The following is a 20,021-nucleotide window of genomic DNA, read 5'->3' as shown; positions in this document are numbered from 1 at the left end:
ACTAATACTTCTAAAATTACTTTTTTATTAAACTTTTTATAACTCACTTAATTGGTATTGGTATAAATCAAATTTAACATAGAATTAAGAGGAAGATTAATACAGTTTTAACATTCTGTAAAACAAATGAAGCGCTATGTAAGATTTATATGCCTCATGATACATTTGTGCTATTTGATGCAACATTTGTGTTATGCTGCAAAATATTGATGGGTTAAAAAGGTGTTGTAAGTCAGGTGGTTGTGGTTTAATTGACTTGAAAAATGCAATAATCTTATGTTGAAAATCCGTCTGAGTTTAAAACAAGGTCTTAAAAGTATGCATGATGTATGAACCTGTCGAAATATTTTTAACTGATTGCAAAACAATAGCGGTTTCGACAAGCTGACAAATCAAATTTAATTGACTTTTTAAATAGCTTTTTTATAGAGCTTTAAGATTTTTTATGGATGTTGAAGATGAAAACGAATACAATATAAAATCGTTTTATACAGCTTAAAACTTAGCTTTTTAAATCATAAAACAAGCTGTTTTGAAGGTGCTAAGCGGTGTTTTAAAAGTCTTTTTTGGTTTCAATCTCAGTTGGTAATAACCCGAAGTGTGCTTTAAAACATTTCGCAAAATATGAAGGCGATGCAAACCCAACTTTGTAACACGCTTCACTAACGGTAGTGCTTCCGTTTTCTAAGATTTGCTTTGCTCTTTCCAGTCGTATTTTTCTAATAAACTCATTAACAGTTTGTCCTGTTAAGGCTTTAATTTTTCGGTATAATTGGCTGCGACTTAGGTTTAATTGATCTGCTAAAACCTCTACGCTTAAATTCGTGTCGCTAATATTGTTATTAATATAACCGAGTAGTTTTTGTATAAATTCTTTATCTATAGAACTTGCATTTTGGTTTTCTTCTGCGCCACTAATCGCTCTAAAATATTTATCGAAAATAAGCTGTCTGCTTTTTATTAATTGCGACAATCTTATTTTTAATAGTTTTAAATCAAAAGGTTTTACCATATAGGCATCGGCGCCGGTTTCAATACCTTCAATTCTGTTTTCTATAGAGGCTTTGGCGGTTAACATTAGCAAAGGAATGTGGCTTGTTGAAGCATTAGATTTAATAATCTTGCAAAACTCAAAACCATTCATTTCGGGCATGATTACATCTGTAATAATTAGGTCTGGAAAGGATTCTTGTGCTATTTTAACGCCTTCAGTACCGTTGCTTGCTAGTAGTATTTTGTATTGCTCACTTAGTTCGGTTTTTAAATAATCCTTAAGTTCTACATTATCTTCTACAATAAGAATGGTATCTTTCTTTTGAATTTTAAGTGTTTCATTTAAGTGTTCTTCAACTTCAATATTAGGGAGGGTTAGAAAATCTTTTTTGTTAATATATAAACTTTCTTCACTAGTTATAAGGTCATCTTCCTGGTAATGCGCATGGCCAGTAGGTAATAATATTTTAAATACAGTACCTTCTCCAATTTCACTTTTTACTTCTATTTTTCCTTTATGAAGCTTAACAAAACTTTGTACCACTTCAAGTCCAATTCCTGTGCCTCCAAAATAGGATCTGTTTTGATCTTCAATTTGATAAAAACGTTCAAATATTTTTTCAACTTGATTTCTTTCCATGCCTGGTCCAGTATCTGAAATAGTAATTTCTACAGCTTCTACAGGTGTTTTTTCATCAATTAAAGGTAATATGTGTAGGTGGTCTGTAGCGGATAATTCAATAGCTATGGTACCGCCTTCTGGGGTTATTTTAATGGCGTTTGATAATAAGTTGAAAAGAATTTTATCAAGCATTTTGGCATCTGCCCAAACGCTTAAATCGGGCACATCGGCGTCTACGCTTAAATAAATGTTTTTCCTTGTAGCTTCTTCTTGAAAGTATTCTGCAATATTTTTAGTGAAATCAATTAAATTTATTTTTTGAGCTCTAACATTCATTTTGTTGACTTCAAGTTTTCTTAAGTCCATTAATTCATTAATTAACCTATAAAGCTTGTCGGTATTCTTATAAATAATAGCGTGTTTGTTTTTTATTTTTTGAGGTAAATTAAGGTCGCTGTCGTTTATAATATCTTTAAGCGGATTTATAATTAATGTTAGCGGTGTTCTAAATTCATGCGAAATGTTTGTGAAGAATTGAATTTTCTTTTGATTTAATTCATCATTTTGATTTTGACTTAAACGCTCCACACGAAGCAATTCCTTTTCTTTAATTCTGTTTAGTGTTAAGCGATTTAAAATATAAATTCCAACGAAAAACAGCGTTAAATATGAAAAAAGCGCCCATTTTGTTTTCCACCAAGGTGGTAATATAGATATTTTTAATTCTAAAGGTTTTTGGTTCCAAACGCCATCATTATTAGAAGCCATGAGCTTGAATGTGTAATCGCCATGATCTAAATTAGTATAGGTGGCACTGCGTTGTTGGTCAACATAATTCCAGGTGTTTTCATAACCTTCCAGATAGTAGGCATAATTGTTTTTTTCGGGTCTGGTGTAATTAATGCCTGTGTATTCTATTGTAAATACGGTTTGGTTATCGTTTAAAGTGATATGATCAGTTTCTGAAATAACTTTGTTTAAAGGCGCATTATGAGTTCCAGGGATTACTTTTTTGTTGAATAATTTTAACTCTGTTAAACGTAAGGAAGGCGGATTGGTGTTTGTGTTTACATGCTTGGGGTTAAAAAAATCGACCCCTTTTAAGTTTCCAAAATAGATAATACCATCATCATCTTTTAGAACCGAATCAAAATTATAATCGTTCGAAACTAAGCCATCATTAGAAGTGTAATTGGTAAATTTCATGGTTTCTAAATTAAATTTAGTTAGCCCAGAATTACCACTTATCCATAGGTTGCTATGGTCTTCAATTATGGAAGCGACATTTTCCTCCATTAAACCGTTAGATTTATTGAACCAAGTAAATGTGTTTGTTGCTTTATTGTATCTGCATAAACCAGCGCCCCTTGTACCTATCCAAATGTCTTTATTTGTAGATTCATAAATGGATAGAATATAATTAGCATTTGATGGATTGTTGTAGGCTTTTGTCATTTCGTATGTAAACGAAGTGACTTTAATACTTTCGTCTTTTTGTTTTTTTACTTTGAATAACCCATGGGGTGTACCTATCCAAATGTAATCTTCAGAATCGACTAAAACCTTAGTAATGTCTAATCTAGCAAGTGTTTCCGTATTATATTGTTTAAAAGCTTTTGTTTTAGGGTTGAAGGCATGAAGCCCTTGAAAATAAGTGCCAATCCAGATGATGCCGTTCGAATCTTCAGATAAACTCATTATGGTATTAGAGGCTAATGCTCCCGAAGTGTTTTCTATGGAGTAGTTTTTAAATTTTTTGTCGCCTTTTTTTAGAAAAAATAAACCGCTATCCCAGCTACCTGCCCAGATGTTTTGATGGGAATCCTTAAAAATGGTTTCAATATAATCCGATGTTAATCCCGAATAAATCTTGTTATCAATACTGTTTATGTGGGTTATTTTTGCTGTTTTAGTATTGTAAATATCAATGCCGCCACCATCGGTTGCAACCCAGAGTTTGTTTGTGTTTTCTTTAATCATCCCCATAACCGAGCCTATTTTTAATGAGTTATCATTATTCGGCAGGCTTTTAATGTTCATGAATTTGTTATAAAGATTATCGCTTACCGCTACGCCACTGTTGTAATAGCCTAACCAGAGTCGGTCTCTGTCATCAATAAAAAGCGTCCAAATAGAATTGTGAAGGATGCTATTTTCTTCGGATTTGTTAGCGCGATAATTTTTTATGATTTGTCCATTATCTTGAATGTGAAAGAGGCCATCGTTTTCGGTTCCAATAATTATGGTGCCATCCGCTAGCTCATCAAAATCCATAATTTTTTTGGACGTGAAATTAAAATGGGTCACATCAATAATATGGTTGTTGCTGTCGTTGCTTAGTTTGCATTTGTAAACCCCTTCATTGGTTTTAGAACCAATCCATAAATTACGTTCGCTATCCAAGAAGAGCCTTTCAATAGAGGTGTTAAATGTATTTTTATTGTTTGAAAGTAATCTGGTATGAATAAGCTTGTTATTAATTAAGTCTAGCTCTTTCAGTCCTAAATTTGTGCCTACAAAGGTTTTTCCTTGCTTGGAATGCTTTATACTGTTAATATTTAATGGAGTACCATCTTCACTAAAAGTAGAGTTTGAGATTTTATCAACTTTTAACGTCTCTGTATTAATTTTAAACATTCCTAGGTTATTTGTTCCTATTAAAATGTTGCCAGTTTCGTCTTCTTCAATAGTTAAAATAAATTCATTATTAATATTTGTGCTGTCTAGAACAATTCGGTTAAACTGGTCTAAATCTCTATGGTATAAGTTTAATCCGTTTTCGGTGCCAAACCAAAGTCTGTTTTTGCTATCAATAAAAGAGTGCTGTATTCGGCTACTACTTAACGAGGTTGAGTCGTTTAATTTGTGTTTGTAGTTTATATAGTCAATGCCATCAAATTTATAGAGGCCCGTTCCGGTGGTGCTTATCCATATAAAACCATAATGATCTTGAATAATATTTGAAATGCCTACTTTAGGTATGCCTTCTTTTATGTTAAAAAAATGGAACTCTTGGTTTGGCTCTTGCGACCAAATAGTGAAGGATATTAATAAAAAACAAAAAATAAATGTTCTTCTCATAAGTTCATAAGTAGGTAATTTTAAAAAAAATAACTCAATTTAAAATTATAGAATTGAATCTAACTTTCCTATTGTTTTAGATTTTAAACGGTTAAGTAATATACATAACTTTTAGCAGATTGATGATTTTGTTAAAAGAAGTCAGGCTATAATTAATCGTTTAAAGCTTTTTATTTGAGCAAATATTGGTTCGCTTTCGCATTATTTTAAACAGTTTTTATTTTTCGTATTGGATTTTATATCTGTTTTTAAAGGCCTGTATAGTTATTGTCTAGTCAAGATTTCTTGTTTGCTTCTGTTTTTTCATCAAGTTTATAAATTCAATTAAACAGAAAAAAAACTATTGAATCACAAGAAAAATACCACTCCAATATTTTTCTTCTTTTGAATAGATTTTACCAAACACTCTAAATATGATGCAACAAAAAATTTATTATTCTAAAAGTAAAACAATTCTAAAATTCCTATGCCTTTATATCATTATAATGGTTCAATCTTGTGTAAAGGTGGAATCAAATACTAATGAAATACTCGGTAATTCTAGTCCTGTAGAAAGTTTAAAGCCACTTAATTTTAATGCTGAAATTAAAGGGAGTAAGGTTAAAAAAATCACTATCGATTTAACTAATAATAAATCCTATGGTAGCCTGAGTTTATTTGCTGATGGGGCATTGCTTTTAGACAATTTAGATGTTTCAAAAACTGGGCGTCAAAAAGTAAATGCTGTAATCGGATTTAAAGAATTGGGAGACGTAAATTTCAAACTTTCGGTTAGAGATGCCGAAATGACCATTCATAAAATAACTGTAGAGGATGCTGGAAACCTTGAGATTCCTAAGTTTACAGACATCAGTGAAGCAGCAGGATTAGATCGTGTGAATTCTATAAAATATGGCGGACCTTCCATAGCAGATATTAACCAAGATGGTTATTACGATTTTATTGTGAACAACCACAACCAAGAATCAAGTAAACTGTATTGGAATAATGGCGATGGCACAGTAACAAAACACAGTCAAAATCTCGCCCGTTGGTACATGCACGATTTGCATGGTACTGCGCTTGGAGATTATGATAATGATGGCGATTTAGATTTAGTCGTTACCCAAGGTGGAGGGAATGGAGCAAATCCTTCCATTGCCAATTATTATAAAAATGATTATTCCAATTTTATTCGATTTACAGGCGATGTTGGTATTACCCGTGGCGCTAGGGGTAGAGGTGCACGTTGGTCAGATTACGATTTGGATGGCGATTTAGATTTAATGTTGGTGAATGAAGAAGGCTTAAAAAAGGAAAAACCACAGCATTTCTATTATGAAAATTTAGGCGATGGTACTTTTAAGTTTAAAGATGTGCCTGGAATTCAAGATGCACATCCTTCGCGCGCTTTAATAACCGATATTAATGGCGATCACATTGATGATATCATTTTATACGGCCCATTGTCTATTTGGAAAGGTAATGGCGATTTCACCTTTACAGAGGTTACTGCTAAAATGCTAAAGGATCTTCCTGAATACAAACAAATTATGGCGCTTGCAGATGTAGATATCGATAATGATGGCGATTTAGATTTGTATTTAGCTCGCGGACTAGAATTTGAAGGCGGAAAAGGTGAAACACCCTCGTTAGACAGCGATCCTGTAAATAAAGAAATGGCACTTAAAACCAGAGGTTATAAAGGCGTTGATGCTTTTGAGTTTATTGGCGACAACAAAATTAAACTTCACAACTACTATTACTTAGCGCAAGGCGATTATAGAGGAAAAACCTATCCTATTTTTTTAGGTGAAAACAAAAAAGAAGCTCTAATACCTTCGGGTCAAGATTTCGAAATTGATAGCAAAACGGCTCAAGGTTGGCCAAAAGATATTTCGGCTGATGGTTTTTATATTGGAGCCATAGGCGATAACAAATGGAAAGCAGCTTTGGTTAGAAATGGCGATTTATTCTGGTCGTATCGATTTAGTTTGTCTGGTGTAGAAGCTGTAATGCCCGAATTTGTACCTCAAAATAGAAATGTTCAGGATATTTTACTTAGGAATGATAATGGGGTGTTTACAGATGTTTCTGAAGCTTATAACATCCAGCCCGGAGGGAATTCTTTAGGGGTTACTGTGGGAGATTTTAACAACGATAGTTACCAAGATATATTTGTGTACCGTTGGGGCTTTATTGGGTCTAGAACTTCCGATTATATGTTGCTAAACACAGGGAATGGCGCTTTTGAAACCGTTACCATGCACGGCGCCAATGCTATTGGTGATGCTGGAAATGGCGATATGGGACAGGCTTTCGACTTCGATTTAGATGGTGGTTTAGACCTGCTAAATGGTAGTGAAGGCGGTATGTGGTATTTGTATGCGAATAAAAATCCGGGTAGCGGTAATTATGCTTTAGTACGTGTTGGTTATGCGCCAAAATCGAATATCGATGCCATTTCTGCTGAGGTTATTGTAAAGACTGCAAATCACGAATACCGTAAACGCGTAGGCTCGGCAGGCGAAGTGTTTTCTCAAAGTTTATTAAATATGGTACATTTTGGTTTAGGGACTGAAACTAAAATAGAAAGCGTAACCGTAAGATGGCGAAATGGCGAAACGGTTGTGTTCAATAATAAGGCGGCTAATGCCATAATCGATACCAATAAACTAGATCCAGAAGGGGTGGTTATAACTGATGACGTTTCGGAAATAAGAAAAGGCACTTCCATGCCATTAATAATAAAAGCTTCACCTAAAAACGCCGATCAAGAGGTGCAATGGGCTTCTAGTAATCCGGAGGTTTTAAAAGTTGGTACAGATGGCGTAGTTGAAGCCGTTGGGAACATCGGTGAGAAAACGACAATTACAGCAACTAGTGTGGCTAATGGTTTAAAGGCTTCAAAAGAAATAAGTATTGTCGATTGGTATGCGCAGCCTATTGAAACGATTGTTTTATCTGAAGCGCAGGTTACTTTGTTTGAGAATGAATCCTTGCAATTGGAAACAACATTAAATCCGAAATACGCCGATAATCAAAATTTAGTTTGGGAAAGTAGTCATCCTGAAGTAGCTACAGTTGATGACTTAGGAAAGGTAAAGGCTCTAAAAGCAGGCAAAACTAAAATTACTGTAGCTTCGGCTGAAAACCCTAAAGTTAGTGCTCATACTATGATAAAGGTTGAGCCTTTTGTGAAACCTTTTATTAAGCTTTTGAATAAAGAAAAATTCAACAGCTTTAATGTCGGAGATAACATTACTGTTGAAGCCGAATATTACGCGGGGTCTGGACAAAAAGTTATAAATGCCGATGAAGGTGGTGTGCGTTTATGGTTGCGTCATTTTAAAAATGAATGGGTGCCTATTAAAGACGTGGTTTTGGTTGATGAAACTGCACTTAACAAAGTGTCTGGTAAAGCTGTGAAAACCTTTTCTCTTAAAGGTTTAACACCAACAAAAGATTTGCCAGAAGGTCAATTCTATATGTTGCGTGCAACCTTTACATCCAGCGATGGCATCATGTATAATGATCAGGTTTATCCTTTAAATATTAAACCATAAAAGTTTCAGAGCAAAAACGCGCTTTTGTTTTTAATGTTTTTGCCTTGCTAAAAGTTTTGAGTGACTTTTGCAGGTCAATAAAAAAACCTTATAGTAACAAATGCTATAAGGTTTTTTATTGAATTATATTTCTCAGCGTGAGGTATTGAAAACGGTTTTAATACTCCAAATAAACCGTGCGTTTTTGTAAATGATGTTCTATACCATAAATACCATCTTCGCCACCAATTCCCGAGGTTTTATGCCCCGAATGATAGCCTTGAATATAGCCAACAATTTGTTTGTTGATGAAAATTGTTCCCACCTGTAATTGATCAATGGCCTTTTGATGAATCTTATAGTTATTGGTAAATAAGTATGCCGATAAACCTTCTTCTCTGGCATTCGAATAAGCCATAGCTTCATCAAAACCATTTACTTTAATGATGGGCAGGACAGGCGCGAATAATTCGTGTTTTGTTGTGGCATCGCCGTTTTTAACATTGGTAAGAATGGTTGGAGCAAACCAATTGCCTTTTTCAAATTCAGCACCATTTGGTCGGCCGCCTCCCATAACCAGTTCGGCACCATTGGCAATATCTTGATTTACTAAATCTTGCACACGGGCTAAACCTTGCGAGCTTACATTGGGACCCATATTTACCGATGCATCAAAAGGGTTACCCGTTTTAATTTGTGCTACACGTTTAATGAGTTTTTCGGTGAATTCATCAGCTATTTTTTCGTCAACCATCACCATTTCATTGCAAATACATACTTGTCCGCAGTTGGCATATCTAGAAATGGCAGCAGCTTCAACAGCCTTATCGATATCCGCATCATCTAAAACAATAAATGGGGCTTTACCACCTAGTTCTAAGATTAAACCTGTAATGTTATCCGCAGCAGCGCGATACATGGCGCGTCCCGCATTGGTGCTTCCGGTTAAACTGATTAATTTGGTAATCGGACTTTCAACTAATAAAGAAGCGGTTTGTGCATTTTGTGTCGCTACCATATTAACAACGCCTTTAGGAAGGCCTGCGTCTTCTACCAATCGGCAAAATTCTGAAGCGGTAACAGGTGTTAACTCATGTGGTTTTAAAATAATGGTATTTCCTGTAACCAAAGCCGGACCCAATTTTCGTCCGATTAAAGCTAAAGGATAATTAAAGGCACACAACGCCACGGTAACGCCATAAGGAACTTTATGGATTTCCAAACGCTCGTTAGCATTTTCAGTTGGAAAAATAGCCCCTTGAATACGTCGTCCCGCTTCCGCGGAATAGGTCATATATCGAATCGTGTCATCAACTTCACCAAGTGCTTCAGCATAAGTTTTTCCTTGCTCCATAACTAATAATTTGGCGAAATGTTCCCGTTCTGCTTTCAAACGATCACAAATGGCATAAATGTAATTGGCTCTCGTTTGAGCAGGTGTTAAATGCCATCCAAATTGCGCTTTTTCTGAGGTTTCTAAGGCATATTGCACGTCTTCTTTGGTACATGCGGTAACCGTTGCAAAAACGTCATTGTTTGCTGGGTTTTCTACTTCAATAAGTGCTCTTTTTGAGGAATCTAACCACTCACCATTGATGAAACAGGGGTAATGTTTAATTTCTTTTGCCATTATTAGTATGTTTTATTAGTTAATTAAATTTTGGTGTACGCTTTTCTACAAAGGCTAAAAAACCTTCTTTGGCATCATGCGTATCGTACAAGGCGTTAACCGATGTGGTTTCGTAATCTAACGATTCTTGTAAGTTCATGCCTTTATGTTTTTGCACATAATGTTTAATGGCCGCCATGGCTTGTCCTGCGCCTTGAGCTAATTCATTTACATAATGCGTTACGCTTAATTCAAAGGCATCGGCAGGGAATAATTGATTAAATAGGCCATAATCATAAGCTTTTTGTGGTGATATGTTATTTCCCGTTACCAACAATTCCATGGCTCGGCTCGCTCCAATTAAATCGATGAGTCTTGGTGTGCCGCCGTTTCCAGGCATTAAGCCTAATTTCACTTCGGGTAAGCCAATTAAATAGTTGCCTTCGGAAGCAAGACGGATGTCGCAAGCCATAATCATTTCTAATCCGCCGCCTAAAACATGACCGCTAACGGCTGCAATAACAATTTTACTGCTTGAGGTAATGGCTTCGGAAACTTCGCGAGCCGCTTTTACCATTTCGGCATTTTGCTCGGTGGTATTGCTACTGAAGATTTTAATATCAGCTCCAGCGCAGAAAAACTTTTCGGAAGTGCTATTGATTAAAATAACTTTGATAGCATCGTCTGCGCTAGCTTCTTTTACAGCTTGACTAATTAATTCTAAAAAGTCTTTGTAATAACTATTCGCTTTAGGCCTGTTTAAGCTAATGGTAGCAACGCCTGCTGCTTTTTTGACTAGTATGTTGGTTGATAAATCACTCATAAAATTCTGTTATTACGATGTTAGTTCTGTATTGATTTTCTCATTGTGTTCGCCTAAAACGGGACTGCCAATTTCCGAGGTTAACCAGGCACCATTAATTTGAATCGGGCAACGTGTCGTTTTGTAGGTGTAGCCGTCAGCCATGTTAACTTCCTGAATCATCTCTAAAATTTTAAAGGCGTCTTGATCCATGAGTGTTTTCCAATCCATGATTTCGGCACACCAAATATCGGCAGGCTCTAAAACGGCTAACCACGTTTTCGTGTCTTTCGTAGCTAGGTGTTTGGCAAGGATGTCTTTAATCTCATCCCTTTGATTAAACCAACTTTCGGGCGTTTCATATTTTGATAAAGCTTCACAACCTATTAAACCGCCAATAAAAGGAATAGATCCCATGGCCAACGCCATAGCGCCATTTTTAGTCGCGTAAACCCCGTAAGGTGCGCCTAAATAGGCATGTGCGGAATTGCTTTTTGGTCGGATGGTTGGTTGCCCGCCGTCTCTAAAATAACAGGTAATGGATTCAAACTGGTATTCTAAAGCCGATTCAAGCATGCTTACTTCCACGTGACCGCCTTCACCCGTGGTTTCTTTTCTGTACAAACAGGCTAAAATACCTTGTGCTAAATGGGCACCAGATAAAATATCAACTACAGCCAAACCAATAGGGATAGGGCCTGCGCCATCGTTTCCATTTAGCTGTGTTAATCCTGAAAGCGATTGCAATAATAAATCCAGTCCTGGTTTATCTTTCCAAATGCCTTCTTTGCCATAACCTGATAATTCAGCATAAACGATTTTAGGATTAATAGATTTTATGGTTTCGAAATCAATGCCTAGTTTATCTACAACGCCTGGTCTGAAATTATGAATTAAAACATCGGCCTTGCTGATTAATTGATAGACTTTTTCACGTTCATCGGTCGCTTTCATATTGGCCGCATAACTTTGTTTATTTCTGTTGATGGCATGAAACATCGATGAAGCGCCGTTCATCACCACATTTGAAAAATACAAACCACGACCTAAATCTCCCGTTTCGGGTTTTTCAATTTTAATGACTCTAGCACCTAAATCAGCCAATCTTAAACTCGCTGAAGGGCCAGATAAATACTGACTAAAGTCTACAACTAAGATGCCTTCTAATGGTTTTTTCATGATTAACTTAGATTAAATTCTTTTTCTATTAAGGCATTATTTTCACCCACTTTTGGTGCCGATTTTTTATTGAAAATTCGGTTACCATCAATTCGGATGGGGCAGCGCGTGGTTTTCATTGAAATACCATCGGAAGTTTCAACCTCTTGATCCATTTGAAGGATTTTGTAGCCTTCATGATTCAATAATGTTTTATAATCAAATACTTCTGAAACTCTAAAATCTAATGCTTCAAAAATAGATAACCAATGTGCTGAGCTTTCTTTAATGAGTTGTTCTTGTAAAAAAGCCATAATGTCATCGCGTTTTTCATACCATACTTTCGGATTTTGAAAAGCATCAGGAAGATGCAAGTTCATCGCTTTTGCCAGAGCATCTAAAGGTGTTAACGCAATACTGATGTAACCATCTTTGGTTTGATAAATGCCATAAGGCGCCTCTAGATACACGTGGGCATTGCCTTTTTTTGCTCTTTTTGGTAGCATTTCGCCATCATTTAAGAAAGTAGTTAACAGTTCAAATTGGATGTCTAAAGTGGATTCCAATAAACTCACTTCAACTTTAGAGCCTTTACCAGTGCGGTTTCTGGCAATAAGTGCAGCCAAAATACCTTGAACTAAATGTACTCCTGTAAAAATATCAGAAGTGGCTAGTCCTGTTGCTGTGGGTTCATCGGCTTCGTTTCCCGATAAATTAACAAAGCCCGACAAGGACTGAATAAGTAAATCTTGGCCAGGTTTGGTAGCCCAAGGGCCAACGGGACCATATCCAGAAACCACACCGTACACCATTTTAGGATTTATAGCAGCTACAGTTTCATAATCTAAACCAATTTTTTCCATAACACCTGGTCGGAAATTATGGGTCATTACATCGGCTTGCGCAATGAGTTTTTTTACCTTTTCTAAATCGTCTGGGTCTTTTAAATTGGCTGCATACGATTGTTTATTTCGATTGGCCGTATGAAACACCATAGAGCTTTCATCAATAAAAATATTTTTAAGGGCAATTTGTCGGCCCGCTTCACCAGATCCTGGACGTTCAATTTTAATCACGCGCGCACCTAAATCGGCCATTTTTAATCCAGCCGATGGCCCTGCCATGAATTGCGCAAACTCTAATACGGTAATGCCTTCTAATGGTAACATTTATAAATGATTAGGTTGTTTTCTTTAATGATTTAAGATACAATGTATTCAAGCTATCTAAAAGCGATTTGGCATGGCCACCGTTTTTCATAAACTCACGAATTGGAGCGCCTGCATTATCCTGAAAATACATGTGTCCGTGGTAACGTGGTCTTAAAAAGGCTCTATCTAAAGTGGGTAGCGTGTCTTTAAAATAATCTAAAGCATTGAAATTATTTGTGGTATCTAACCAAGCCTCTCTGTGTCCTGGTTGTCCGCCATAATCAAAGAACACGGTTTTTTGGGTTTTAGGAGATGCTACATATTCGGCGTAAGCTAAAGCGGTTTCTTTATGTTTTGAATTTGATGAAATGGCTAAACCTGTTCCACCTAAAGTGGTAATTAAATGCTGACCTTCTAGAGTAACGGTGTCATGGAATTTTAAAACATGAGTAGCATAGCCGCGTTTTGAGTAGTTGGTGTAGCCGTAAGCAAAAGGGGAGTAGGCAAATTTATCGCTGCGTGTCATGGCTTCGTAAACCTTAATGGGGTTCATGTCGTAGCAAGAAGCATCAATATATTGTCCTAAATCTCTTAAAATATCTAAGGCTTGTAGCCCGATGTCTTCCGAAACAAAATAGTCTTTTGTTAGGGCTACATCTTCACCATGCGTGCAACAAATCATATAAAAACTCATTAGAGTATCCTGAGGAATCCCAGGAATAGCAACCAAACCGTCCTTTGCTAAGGCGATTAAATCGGCCCAAGTTTTTGGTAGCGTTTTTCCTAATTTGTTTAATAAATCTGGTCTGCTTGCTGCCACGGGCGTTGCGGCATCGATGGCTAAAGCACTTTGATACCCGTCGAAACAATAACTTTCGTGTGATTTCCCAACCGAGTTCGCGGCTTGATCGTCTAAAAATGATTTCGGTAAATGTTCGTTTAACGGAATGATAACCCCTGTTCGAGCTGCAAAACCTGCCCATGGATGATCTATGATTAGTAAATCATACCGTTTTGCTAGGGTATCAATCGGTTCGTCTGCAAAAGCTTGTAACGAGCGTTTTTCCCAGGTGATTTCTATATTCGGATTTAATTCATGGAAACGTTGTGCTGTAGCAACGGCCGATGTGAAACCACGACTGTGGTCCCAGGTTATTCCTTTTAATTTTATATGTTTTTCTGACATAATTCGTAGTCTAGTAAAAAAGAGACCATCTAAAAACCCAATTTATTGGTAGTTTCTAAGTAGTTGTTTCGATTTGGGTGTTGTTTTTAGACAGTCTCTGCAATTAGTAATAATAGTTAGTCGTTGTTAAAATCCTGATGCTCTTGGAATTTGGGTTTGACTCTCGTAACGTTGTCCGTCTTCTCCTGTAAAATCTTTGAAGAAGTGGTAGTATGAACCATATCCGCCATTTTCGTTTTCGTTTTTCAAACGTTCCTCTTTCCAAGCGTTAAAATGTTTTGTGGCCTCTTTTTGATCGCCAATTAGGAAGAAATAATCGTTTTTAGAGATTACTTTTCCGCTTTTGTCGGTTAATTCTAGGTTCACAAAAAACTTAGATTTCACCGATTTTAAAACCTTTTCATTAATTGGGAAGAATGATTTCGCACTGTTTTCTTCAATCTTGTCAATGGAGAAGGTTTTGTTAGCAATCACTTTTCCAGAGTCGTCTTTCATTTCAAACTTCACCGTACAATCTTCGTATGATTTATAGTAATCATTAATCACCCAAATATTTCCAACAAAAGGCTCCTTAGTATCCCAACGGCGTTTTTTAAATTCAAAATTCACTAAAAGCGGCTGATACGCTTTTTGAACAAAGTAGTATGAATTTTTAGGTTTTCTGTAATTATCAACAATAGCCCATTTCATATCGGGTCCGTAAGTGATGTAATGACAAAGCGCAATACCACTTAAACTTGGTTTATCACGACGGAAATGCTCAATACCATTTTGGAAAATAATCCCTTGTGCATCTTGGGTAGCATTTACAAATTCTTCTAAAGAACCTTTCATTTCACTACCAAAAACATCCCAGTTTTGCATGCGTAAACGGGTTAAATCTGCCCAATGGTGTCCCCAACTTAAACCAGGAGTCCATAATTCTTCTTCAGGAATAAATTTCTTTAAACTTTCTACGGAAGGCACTGAGGTAATTGCAAATTCTGGAACAATAGGGTAGCCATCTGCTTTGGTTTGGTACCAATCTTCGTGCAACCATTTACCCATATCATAAAAGTAACGTAAGGCATGAACGGCTTCTTTCGGTTTGAAACCTGCTTGTTGCCCAACATGATCGGTCATAGGAGAATCTGGAACATATGGTAAATCGACATAAGCTTGAAGTGAATCGCCTAAACGCTCTAAGAATTCACGACCAAATTTAGGGTCACGGGTACGGAACATCATTTCTTCACCACCTTCCATCATGATTAACGACGGATGATTTCTGCGTTCTACAACTACTTTAACGCCTTCGTTAAATATTTCAGCTAGGTTTTTCTCGTCTGAAGGAATATTTCCAGTTCCTAAAGGAATCATGTCTTGCCAAACAGTCATACCCATTTCATCACAGTACTGGTAAAATTCTGGAACTTCTGGTGGGTGCCATCCGAAGATTCTAATATTGTTCATATTCATTTCTTTTGCCAAACGAATTAACTCTTTATAATCGCTTGTTTCGGTACGTCCTACAAAAATATTTGGAGGACCACCCCAACATGCCGAACGGATGAAGTGAAACTTACCGTTTATATAAGTAGATCTCGGGAAGGTAACATCGACATCTTTAACAAAACCAGGATTCCATTTAGAAGTGACTTCGCGAATACCAAATGTGGTTTCGTTAACATCTTGGTTTAATTTACCATCTTTAACCGCAATTTTTGCTGTGTATAAGTTTTGGTCACCTAAATCCCATGGCCACCATAATTTAGCTTCTTTTAAATGTATTTTCTGAATGACTTTATGAGTTCCCGGTTGAATGGTTTTCTTAAAGCTTACTTTTTGCTCTTTCATCTTAAAGTTTTTCCCGTTAAGGGCCGCTTCAAATGAAAATTCTTTAGCAACTTTATTGGTGTTTTCTACGGTGATTTCAAGATTTACATCCGCCGATCCATCTTTATTAATGGTATTGTTAGCATACACATCTTTAAAGCGGATTTTTCCGGTACGTACTAATTTAACAGGGCGTACAATACCAATAGGGGTGATGTCTCTCCAATAATCGCCAAACCAAGGTGTTTTTTTTCCGGCAACAAAAGCGTTTACTTGCGGCGGTGTGTCTAATTTAACCACGAGCATGTTTCGGCCTTTAAGGAAATCGTATTTATGGATGCGAAGAAAATTGGCAACATCAAAAGAAAATTTAGAAAATACCCCTTCATGTTTTCCTAAATAATGACCGTTAAGCCATACCTCGCAGGCATAATCTACGCCTTCAAAAACAAGGTCTACTAATTGGTTTTCTACATCTTCGGTAACGCTAAATTGTAATGCGTACCACCATTCGTATTGTTGTACCCATTGTGCTTTTACACTGTTTCTTCCAAAATGAGGGTCTTCAATAATGCCTACTTTCCAAAGATCGGTGTACACATCGCCAGGTACTTTGGCGTTGTTCCATACTAAGGTTTCAATGTCTTCCGCAGGTAACTTATGCAGGCCTTTTTTAACGCCTTCTCCTGGCGCCATCATTTTAAAACGCCAACGCATACCGCTTAAATCAATAACTTGTTGGTTTGAGTCTTCAAGTGCAAGTGTGGTGTTGGGTTGAGCAAACACGCTAGATGTTACGGATAACACTAGGGCTGTTAAGGCTATTAATTTGAGATTTAATTTAGTCATGTTGATATTACTTTAATTTTTCATATACAAATATATGTATTTATATTTGAATTTTAAATATGAAGTAAATTTTTATATATAAATGTTTATTTTTGCTTTATGAGTAAATACAAAGCACCCGCATTAGAAAAAGGCTTGGATATTATTGAATATTTATCCGAGAAGTCTGTACCACAGTCTCAAATGGAAATTTCTTTAGGTTTAGACAAAACAGCTAATGAGATTTATCGCATGTTGGCCTGTCTTGAAGATCGAGGATATATAAGTAAGAGTACTTCTGGAAAATACAGTTTAACACTTAAGCTGTATCATTTATCCCATACTCACAGTCCTATTGATGGTTTGCTGCGTGTGGCAAAACCGTTTATGGAAGATCTATCGAATGCGACCCATCAAGCTTGTCATATGAGTATTATACAGTATGATAAACTTATGGTCGTGTCTCAAACAAAAAGTCCGGGACCAGTATCACTTTCGGTGGAAGAAGGGAGTTTGTTTCCTTTAATTAAAACGACTTCTGGGCGTGTTTTACTTGCAAATATTGATGAGAAAGAACGTGATGCGATTTTAAAAAAATCGGAAGATTTTAACGCATTAACTGTTAAACAACAAACAGAATTATTACAAACACTTCAACAGATAGAAAAACAGGGCTACGATCTTAAAGAAAGTGAGCTTACTCTAGGAGTTACCGATATTGCAATTACCATTGGTAATGTGCACTCTGGGATTTATGCTTCAATAGCGGTTTCTAGTTTAACAGCGCTTTCAGAAAACAATAAATCTAGAGACTTTTTTATTCAGCAATTACAAAAAACAGCAGCTTCAATTAATGCTGTTTTAGGGGTTTGATATTTTTTATAAATCGGCACCTATAATAGGATGAGGTGCCGATTCTTTTTTGATCAAATACGTTTAATGTTGAACAACAAAACGCTTGGTGGTTGTTTTGTTGTTAGCGTTTATGCTTATAAAATAAACCCCATTATTTAATTGATCAAGAGGGATTGTTTCTACCGATGTAGTTTGCTGATAAACTATGACTCCTAAAGTGTTATATATTTTTATATCATCTATTTTTTGTTCACTTTTAATATGTAATGTTTGGTTTGCTGGAACTGGGTAAATGTGAATGGAATTAGATTGAGTTGGTGTTTCTGTGCTTAAGCTGCTAGTTGGTTTGTAAACACGTATCCAATCTACCTTCATGGTGTTTTTGCTAGGGTCACTTAGTAGTGCATCGTTAGGTGTTCTGCCTGCAGCAACATGCCAGTTTTGAGATTCTACATTAATAATAATGTCTAATTCTTTTGAAAAACCTTGACCGTTTTGGTAATTATAAGGGTCTATTATACTTACTGATGAGGTGTTGCTAGCATTTTGTAATGTGCTAAAAGAATAGCTTGATGATGTAGCAAATGGATTTTCGGTTTGGTAACCATTAGAATCAAAATCTAGAGTGCCATTAGTCATACTAGGGTAGGTGTAATACCAAGTGCTGCCTTTTTTTGTGGCGCTTGCTTTATCGTAAAGTACGCGAACCAGTTCGCCGTCTATGTAGTATTCAAAATGAACAGGGCTTATCCAGTTCACGCCAATTTCTACATATTTTCTTGCGCCGTTATTCCAACAATAATCTCCCCAAGAGGTCGTGATGTCGCTACGCGTGTACCAAGTGTTTTTTCCTCTAGGTTGATAATCTTGAAAAGGTTGGCGAACAAATGAATGATGACTTAAATGAATGTCTTTAGCGAAAAAACCGTTGTTGCTGTCGGCACCACCATAGCATTCTATAATATCAATTTCTTGAGTGTCGTCTGGGCTTAATAACCAAACATCGGATGCTAAAGCGATGTTGGCAACGCTTACGCTAGCTTCAACAAAAACAGGGTAAAGCACTTTGTTGTTGGAGGTTATGCAGCCTGCGCTTATGCCGTCATTAGGCTTATTCATTTTGTTAGGTGAATTGGTAATTGGCATATCTTCACCGGTTTGATTCCATCGTGATGAGGTAATTATTAAATCCGATCCATCTACCCAAACATGGTTGTATTTCCAATAGGTTGTTCCTGGACCATCCCAGGCATTGTGGTAAAAGTTATACCATTTATTGTTGCCAAAATTTGATTTTGTTGTGGCTGGATTAAATGTGTAGTTAAAGTCGTCTGACAGTGTTGTTTGAAGCTCCCAGTTTTTGTCGGTGCCAGCATCAGCCGGAACGGGGATATTAGCCCAATCTTGTGCGAAAATGTTAAAGATTGAAAGTAATAAAAAGTAAGTTAAGAGTTGTTTTTTGTTCATAATGTGTTTAAAATAATTTGGAGTTTAATATTACTCCCTTCATTTTAAATACAAAACAAACTAGACTAGACAATAACTAAACAGGTATCGTAATTTATGGGGTTATCTGGTTTTTAAGTATAAATGATCCTGCTTTTGGTTGAATGTTACTTATTGTACGTATGCTTTTTGCTAATTTCTTTTTCAATTTTAACAAACTCCCAAAATGTGTTAGCGCTTTTGGGGTATGGGAATTTAGGAGCATCTGTTTTTAAAAGCTTTGTTTTTTGTGTCTTGTATTCTGGGCTGTATAAAATGGCGTAAATATAATTTAGAAGGTCGGTTGCAGTGAAGATTTGTTTGTAGTTATCTTGTAATTCGGCAGTATTATTAGAATAGCAAAGGTTTCCTGTCTCGTTTTCTAGAACGAAAGTTAAATCAAGATTTTTAGAAAACTCAGTATTTATTTCTTGAAAGAGATTGGATGGTTTTTTGTTTTCCGAAGTTAAATTTTTGCTTAATGATTGTAAATCGATTAAAAATGAGGTGGTGTTAGAAACGTCTTTTTGATGGCGTTGAATTAGATTTTTGGCAAATTGAATTAAAGTCATCTTGTGCTTCTTTTGAAGGGGTTTGTTAGGATGGCTAATTAAAAAATTCGGGGAGAATTAATTATAAGAGGTCTAGATAGTTGTTCAAAATGTCTTTTTTTGTCGCAAATCGCAATCTTATTTTAATTCACACACAACTTTTAGACTTGCTCCCTTTTATACCCTCTAAAGGATCAAGAGCAAAAGTTGTGGGATTTTAGAATTAAGCAAAAATAGTAGTTAATCTATAGAGGAAGAATTTTACGTTTCTCACGCCTCTGAACTGCGTTCTAAAAGCTTTAATTTTGGCATTAAAGGATTCTGCAGAAGCATTTGTACTTCTATTAATAAAATAGTTTAG

Annotated in this window: 12 protein-coding genes; 2 read left to right on the top strand and 10 right to left on the bottom strand. The window is 36.1% G+C overall.

What is annotated here, in order from left to right:
• Window positions 1-553: 553 nt before the first annotated feature.
• The gene (locus H6X70_RS12815) at window positions 554-4,696 is read right to left on the bottom strand and encodes a two-component regulator propeller domain-containing protein (protein ID WP_194768095.1); all 4,143 of its coding nucleotides are present in this window, start codon (window positions 4,694-4,696) and stop codon (window positions 554-556) included.
• A gap of 506 nt (window positions 4,697-5,202) precedes the next feature.
• Between H6X70_RS12815 and H6X70_RS12810 the strand changes: the two genes are divergently transcribed.
• Complete coding sequence (locus H6X70_RS12810) at window positions 5,203-8,241, top strand: FG-GAP-like repeat-containing protein (protein ID WP_194768094.1); 3,039 nt, start codon at window positions 5,203-5,205, stop codon at window positions 8,239-8,241.
• Between the two features lie 157 nt (window positions 8,242-8,398).
• On the opposite strand, the gene H6X70_RS12805 is transcribed toward H6X70_RS12810, so the two are convergent.
• From H6X70_RS12805 to H6X70_RS12780, 6 genes are all read right to left on the bottom strand, one after another.
• On the bottom strand, window positions 8,399-9,850 hold the full coding sequence (locus H6X70_RS12805) for an aldehyde dehydrogenase family protein (protein WP_194768093.1): 1,452 nt from the start codon (window positions 9,848-9,850) through the stop codon (window positions 8,399-8,401).
• 19 nt (window positions 9,851-9,869) lie between these two features.
• Window positions 9,870-10,652 (bottom strand): enoyl-CoA hydratase/isomerase family protein, encoded by a 783-nt coding sequence (locus tag H6X70_RS12800; RefSeq protein ID WP_194768092.1) that lies wholly within the window; start codon window positions 10,650-10,652, stop codon window positions 9,870-9,872.
• 12 nt (window positions 10,653-10,664) lie between these two features.
• Window positions 10,665-11,810 (bottom strand): CaiB/BaiF CoA transferase family protein, encoded by a 1,146-nt coding sequence (locus H6X70_RS12795; protein ID WP_194768091.1) that lies wholly within the window; start codon window positions 11,808-11,810, stop codon window positions 10,665-10,667.
• Window positions 11,811-11,812: 2 nt separating this feature from the next.
• Window positions 11,813-12,958, bottom strand: coding sequence for a CaiB/BaiF CoA transferase family protein (locus tag H6X70_RS12790; RefSeq protein ID WP_194768090.1), 1,146 nt, complete (start codon window positions 12,956-12,958; stop codon window positions 11,813-11,815).
• A 10-nt stretch (window positions 12,959-12,968) separates the two neighbouring features.
• Window positions 12,969-14,126 (bottom strand): extracellular solute-binding protein, encoded by a 1,158-nt coding sequence (locus tag H6X70_RS12785; RefSeq protein ID WP_194768089.1) that lies wholly within the window; start codon window positions 14,124-14,126, stop codon window positions 12,969-12,971.
• Window positions 14,127-14,252: 126 nt separating this feature from the next.
• Window positions 14,253-16,790 carry a glycoside hydrolase family 2 protein gene (locus tag H6X70_RS12780; protein ID WP_194768088.1) on the bottom strand — a complete coding sequence of 846 codons (2,538 nt, stop codon included), beginning with the start codon at window positions 16,788-16,790 and terminating at the stop codon, window positions 14,253-14,255.
• A 99-nt stretch (window positions 16,791-16,889) separates the two neighbouring features.
• On the opposite strand from H6X70_RS12780, the gene H6X70_RS12775 reads away from it, so the two are divergent.
• On the top strand, window positions 16,890-17,642 hold the full coding sequence (locus tag H6X70_RS12775) for an IclR family transcriptional regulator (protein WP_194768087.1): 753 nt from the start codon (window positions 16,890-16,892) through the stop codon (window positions 17,640-17,642).
• Window positions 17,643-17,705: 63 nt separating this feature from the next.
• On the opposite strand, the gene H6X70_RS12770 is transcribed toward H6X70_RS12775, so the two are convergent.
• The 3 genes from H6X70_RS12770 to H6X70_RS12760 form a co-directional block, all read right to left on the bottom strand.
• A complete protein-coding gene (locus tag H6X70_RS12770) occupies window positions 17,706-19,091 on the bottom strand; it encodes a T9SS type A sorting domain-containing protein (protein ID WP_194768086.1) in 1,386 nt (461 codons plus the stop codon).
• 146 nt (window positions 19,092-19,237) lie between these two features.
• The gene (locus H6X70_RS12765) at window positions 19,238-19,681 is read right to left on the bottom strand and encodes a type ISP restriction/modification enzyme (RefSeq protein ID WP_194768085.1); all 444 of its coding nucleotides are present in this window, start codon (window positions 19,679-19,681) and stop codon (window positions 19,238-19,240) included.
• A 202-nt stretch (window positions 19,682-19,883) separates the two neighbouring features.
• Window positions 19,884-20,021 (bottom strand): transposase (locus H6X70_RS12760; RefSeq protein WP_194765898.1); only part of this gene is annotated, 138 nt, incomplete at its 5' end.

Origin of the sequence: Tamlana sp. I1 (assembly GCF_015355625.1) — a bacterium.
Lineage (GTDB): Bacteria > Bacteroidota > Bacteroidia > Flavobacteriales > Flavobacteriaceae > Pseudotamlana.
Note: the sequence above shows the minus strand (reverse complement) of the source record. Positions and strands in the feature narration are given on the sequence as shown.

Excerpts from the sequence above, each read along its gene's own strand:
- H6X70_RS12815 (WP_194768095.1), bottom strand. The coding sequence starts at position 4,696 with ATGAGAAGAACATTTATTTTTTGTTTTTTATTAATATCCTTCACTATT.
- H6X70_RS12805 (WP_194768093.1), bottom strand. The coding sequence starts at position 9,850 with ATGGCAAAAGAAATTAAACATTACCCCTGTTTCATCAATGGTGAGTGG.
- H6X70_RS12800 (WP_194768092.1), bottom strand. The coding sequence starts at position 10,652 with ATGAGTGATTTATCAACCAACATACTAGTCAAAAAAGCAGCAGGCGTT.
- H6X70_RS12795 (WP_194768091.1), bottom strand. The coding sequence starts at position 11,810 with ATGAAAAAACCATTAGAAGGCATCTTAGTTGTAGACTTTAGTCAGTAT.
- H6X70_RS12790 (WP_194768090.1), bottom strand. The coding sequence starts at position 12,958 with ATGTTACCATTAGAAGGCATTACCGTATTAGAGTTTGCGCAATTCATG.
- H6X70_RS12785 (WP_194768089.1), bottom strand. The coding sequence starts at position 14,126 with ATGTCAGAAAAACATATAAAATTAAAAGGAATAACCTGGGACCACAGT.
- H6X70_RS12780 (WP_194768088.1), bottom strand. The coding sequence starts at position 16,790 with ATGACTAAATTAAATCTCAAATTAATAGCCTTAACAGCCCTAGTGTTA.
- H6X70_RS12775 (WP_194768087.1), top strand. The coding sequence starts at position 16,890 with ATGAGTAAATACAAAGCACCCGCATTAGAAAAAGGCTTGGATATTATT.
- H6X70_RS12770 (WP_194768086.1), bottom strand. The coding sequence starts at position 19,091 with ATGAACAAAAAACAACTCTTAACTTACTTTTTATTACTTTCAATCTTT.
- H6X70_RS12765 (WP_194768085.1), bottom strand. The coding sequence starts at position 19,681 with ATGACTTTAATTCAATTTGCCAAAAATCTAATTCAACGCCATCAAAAA.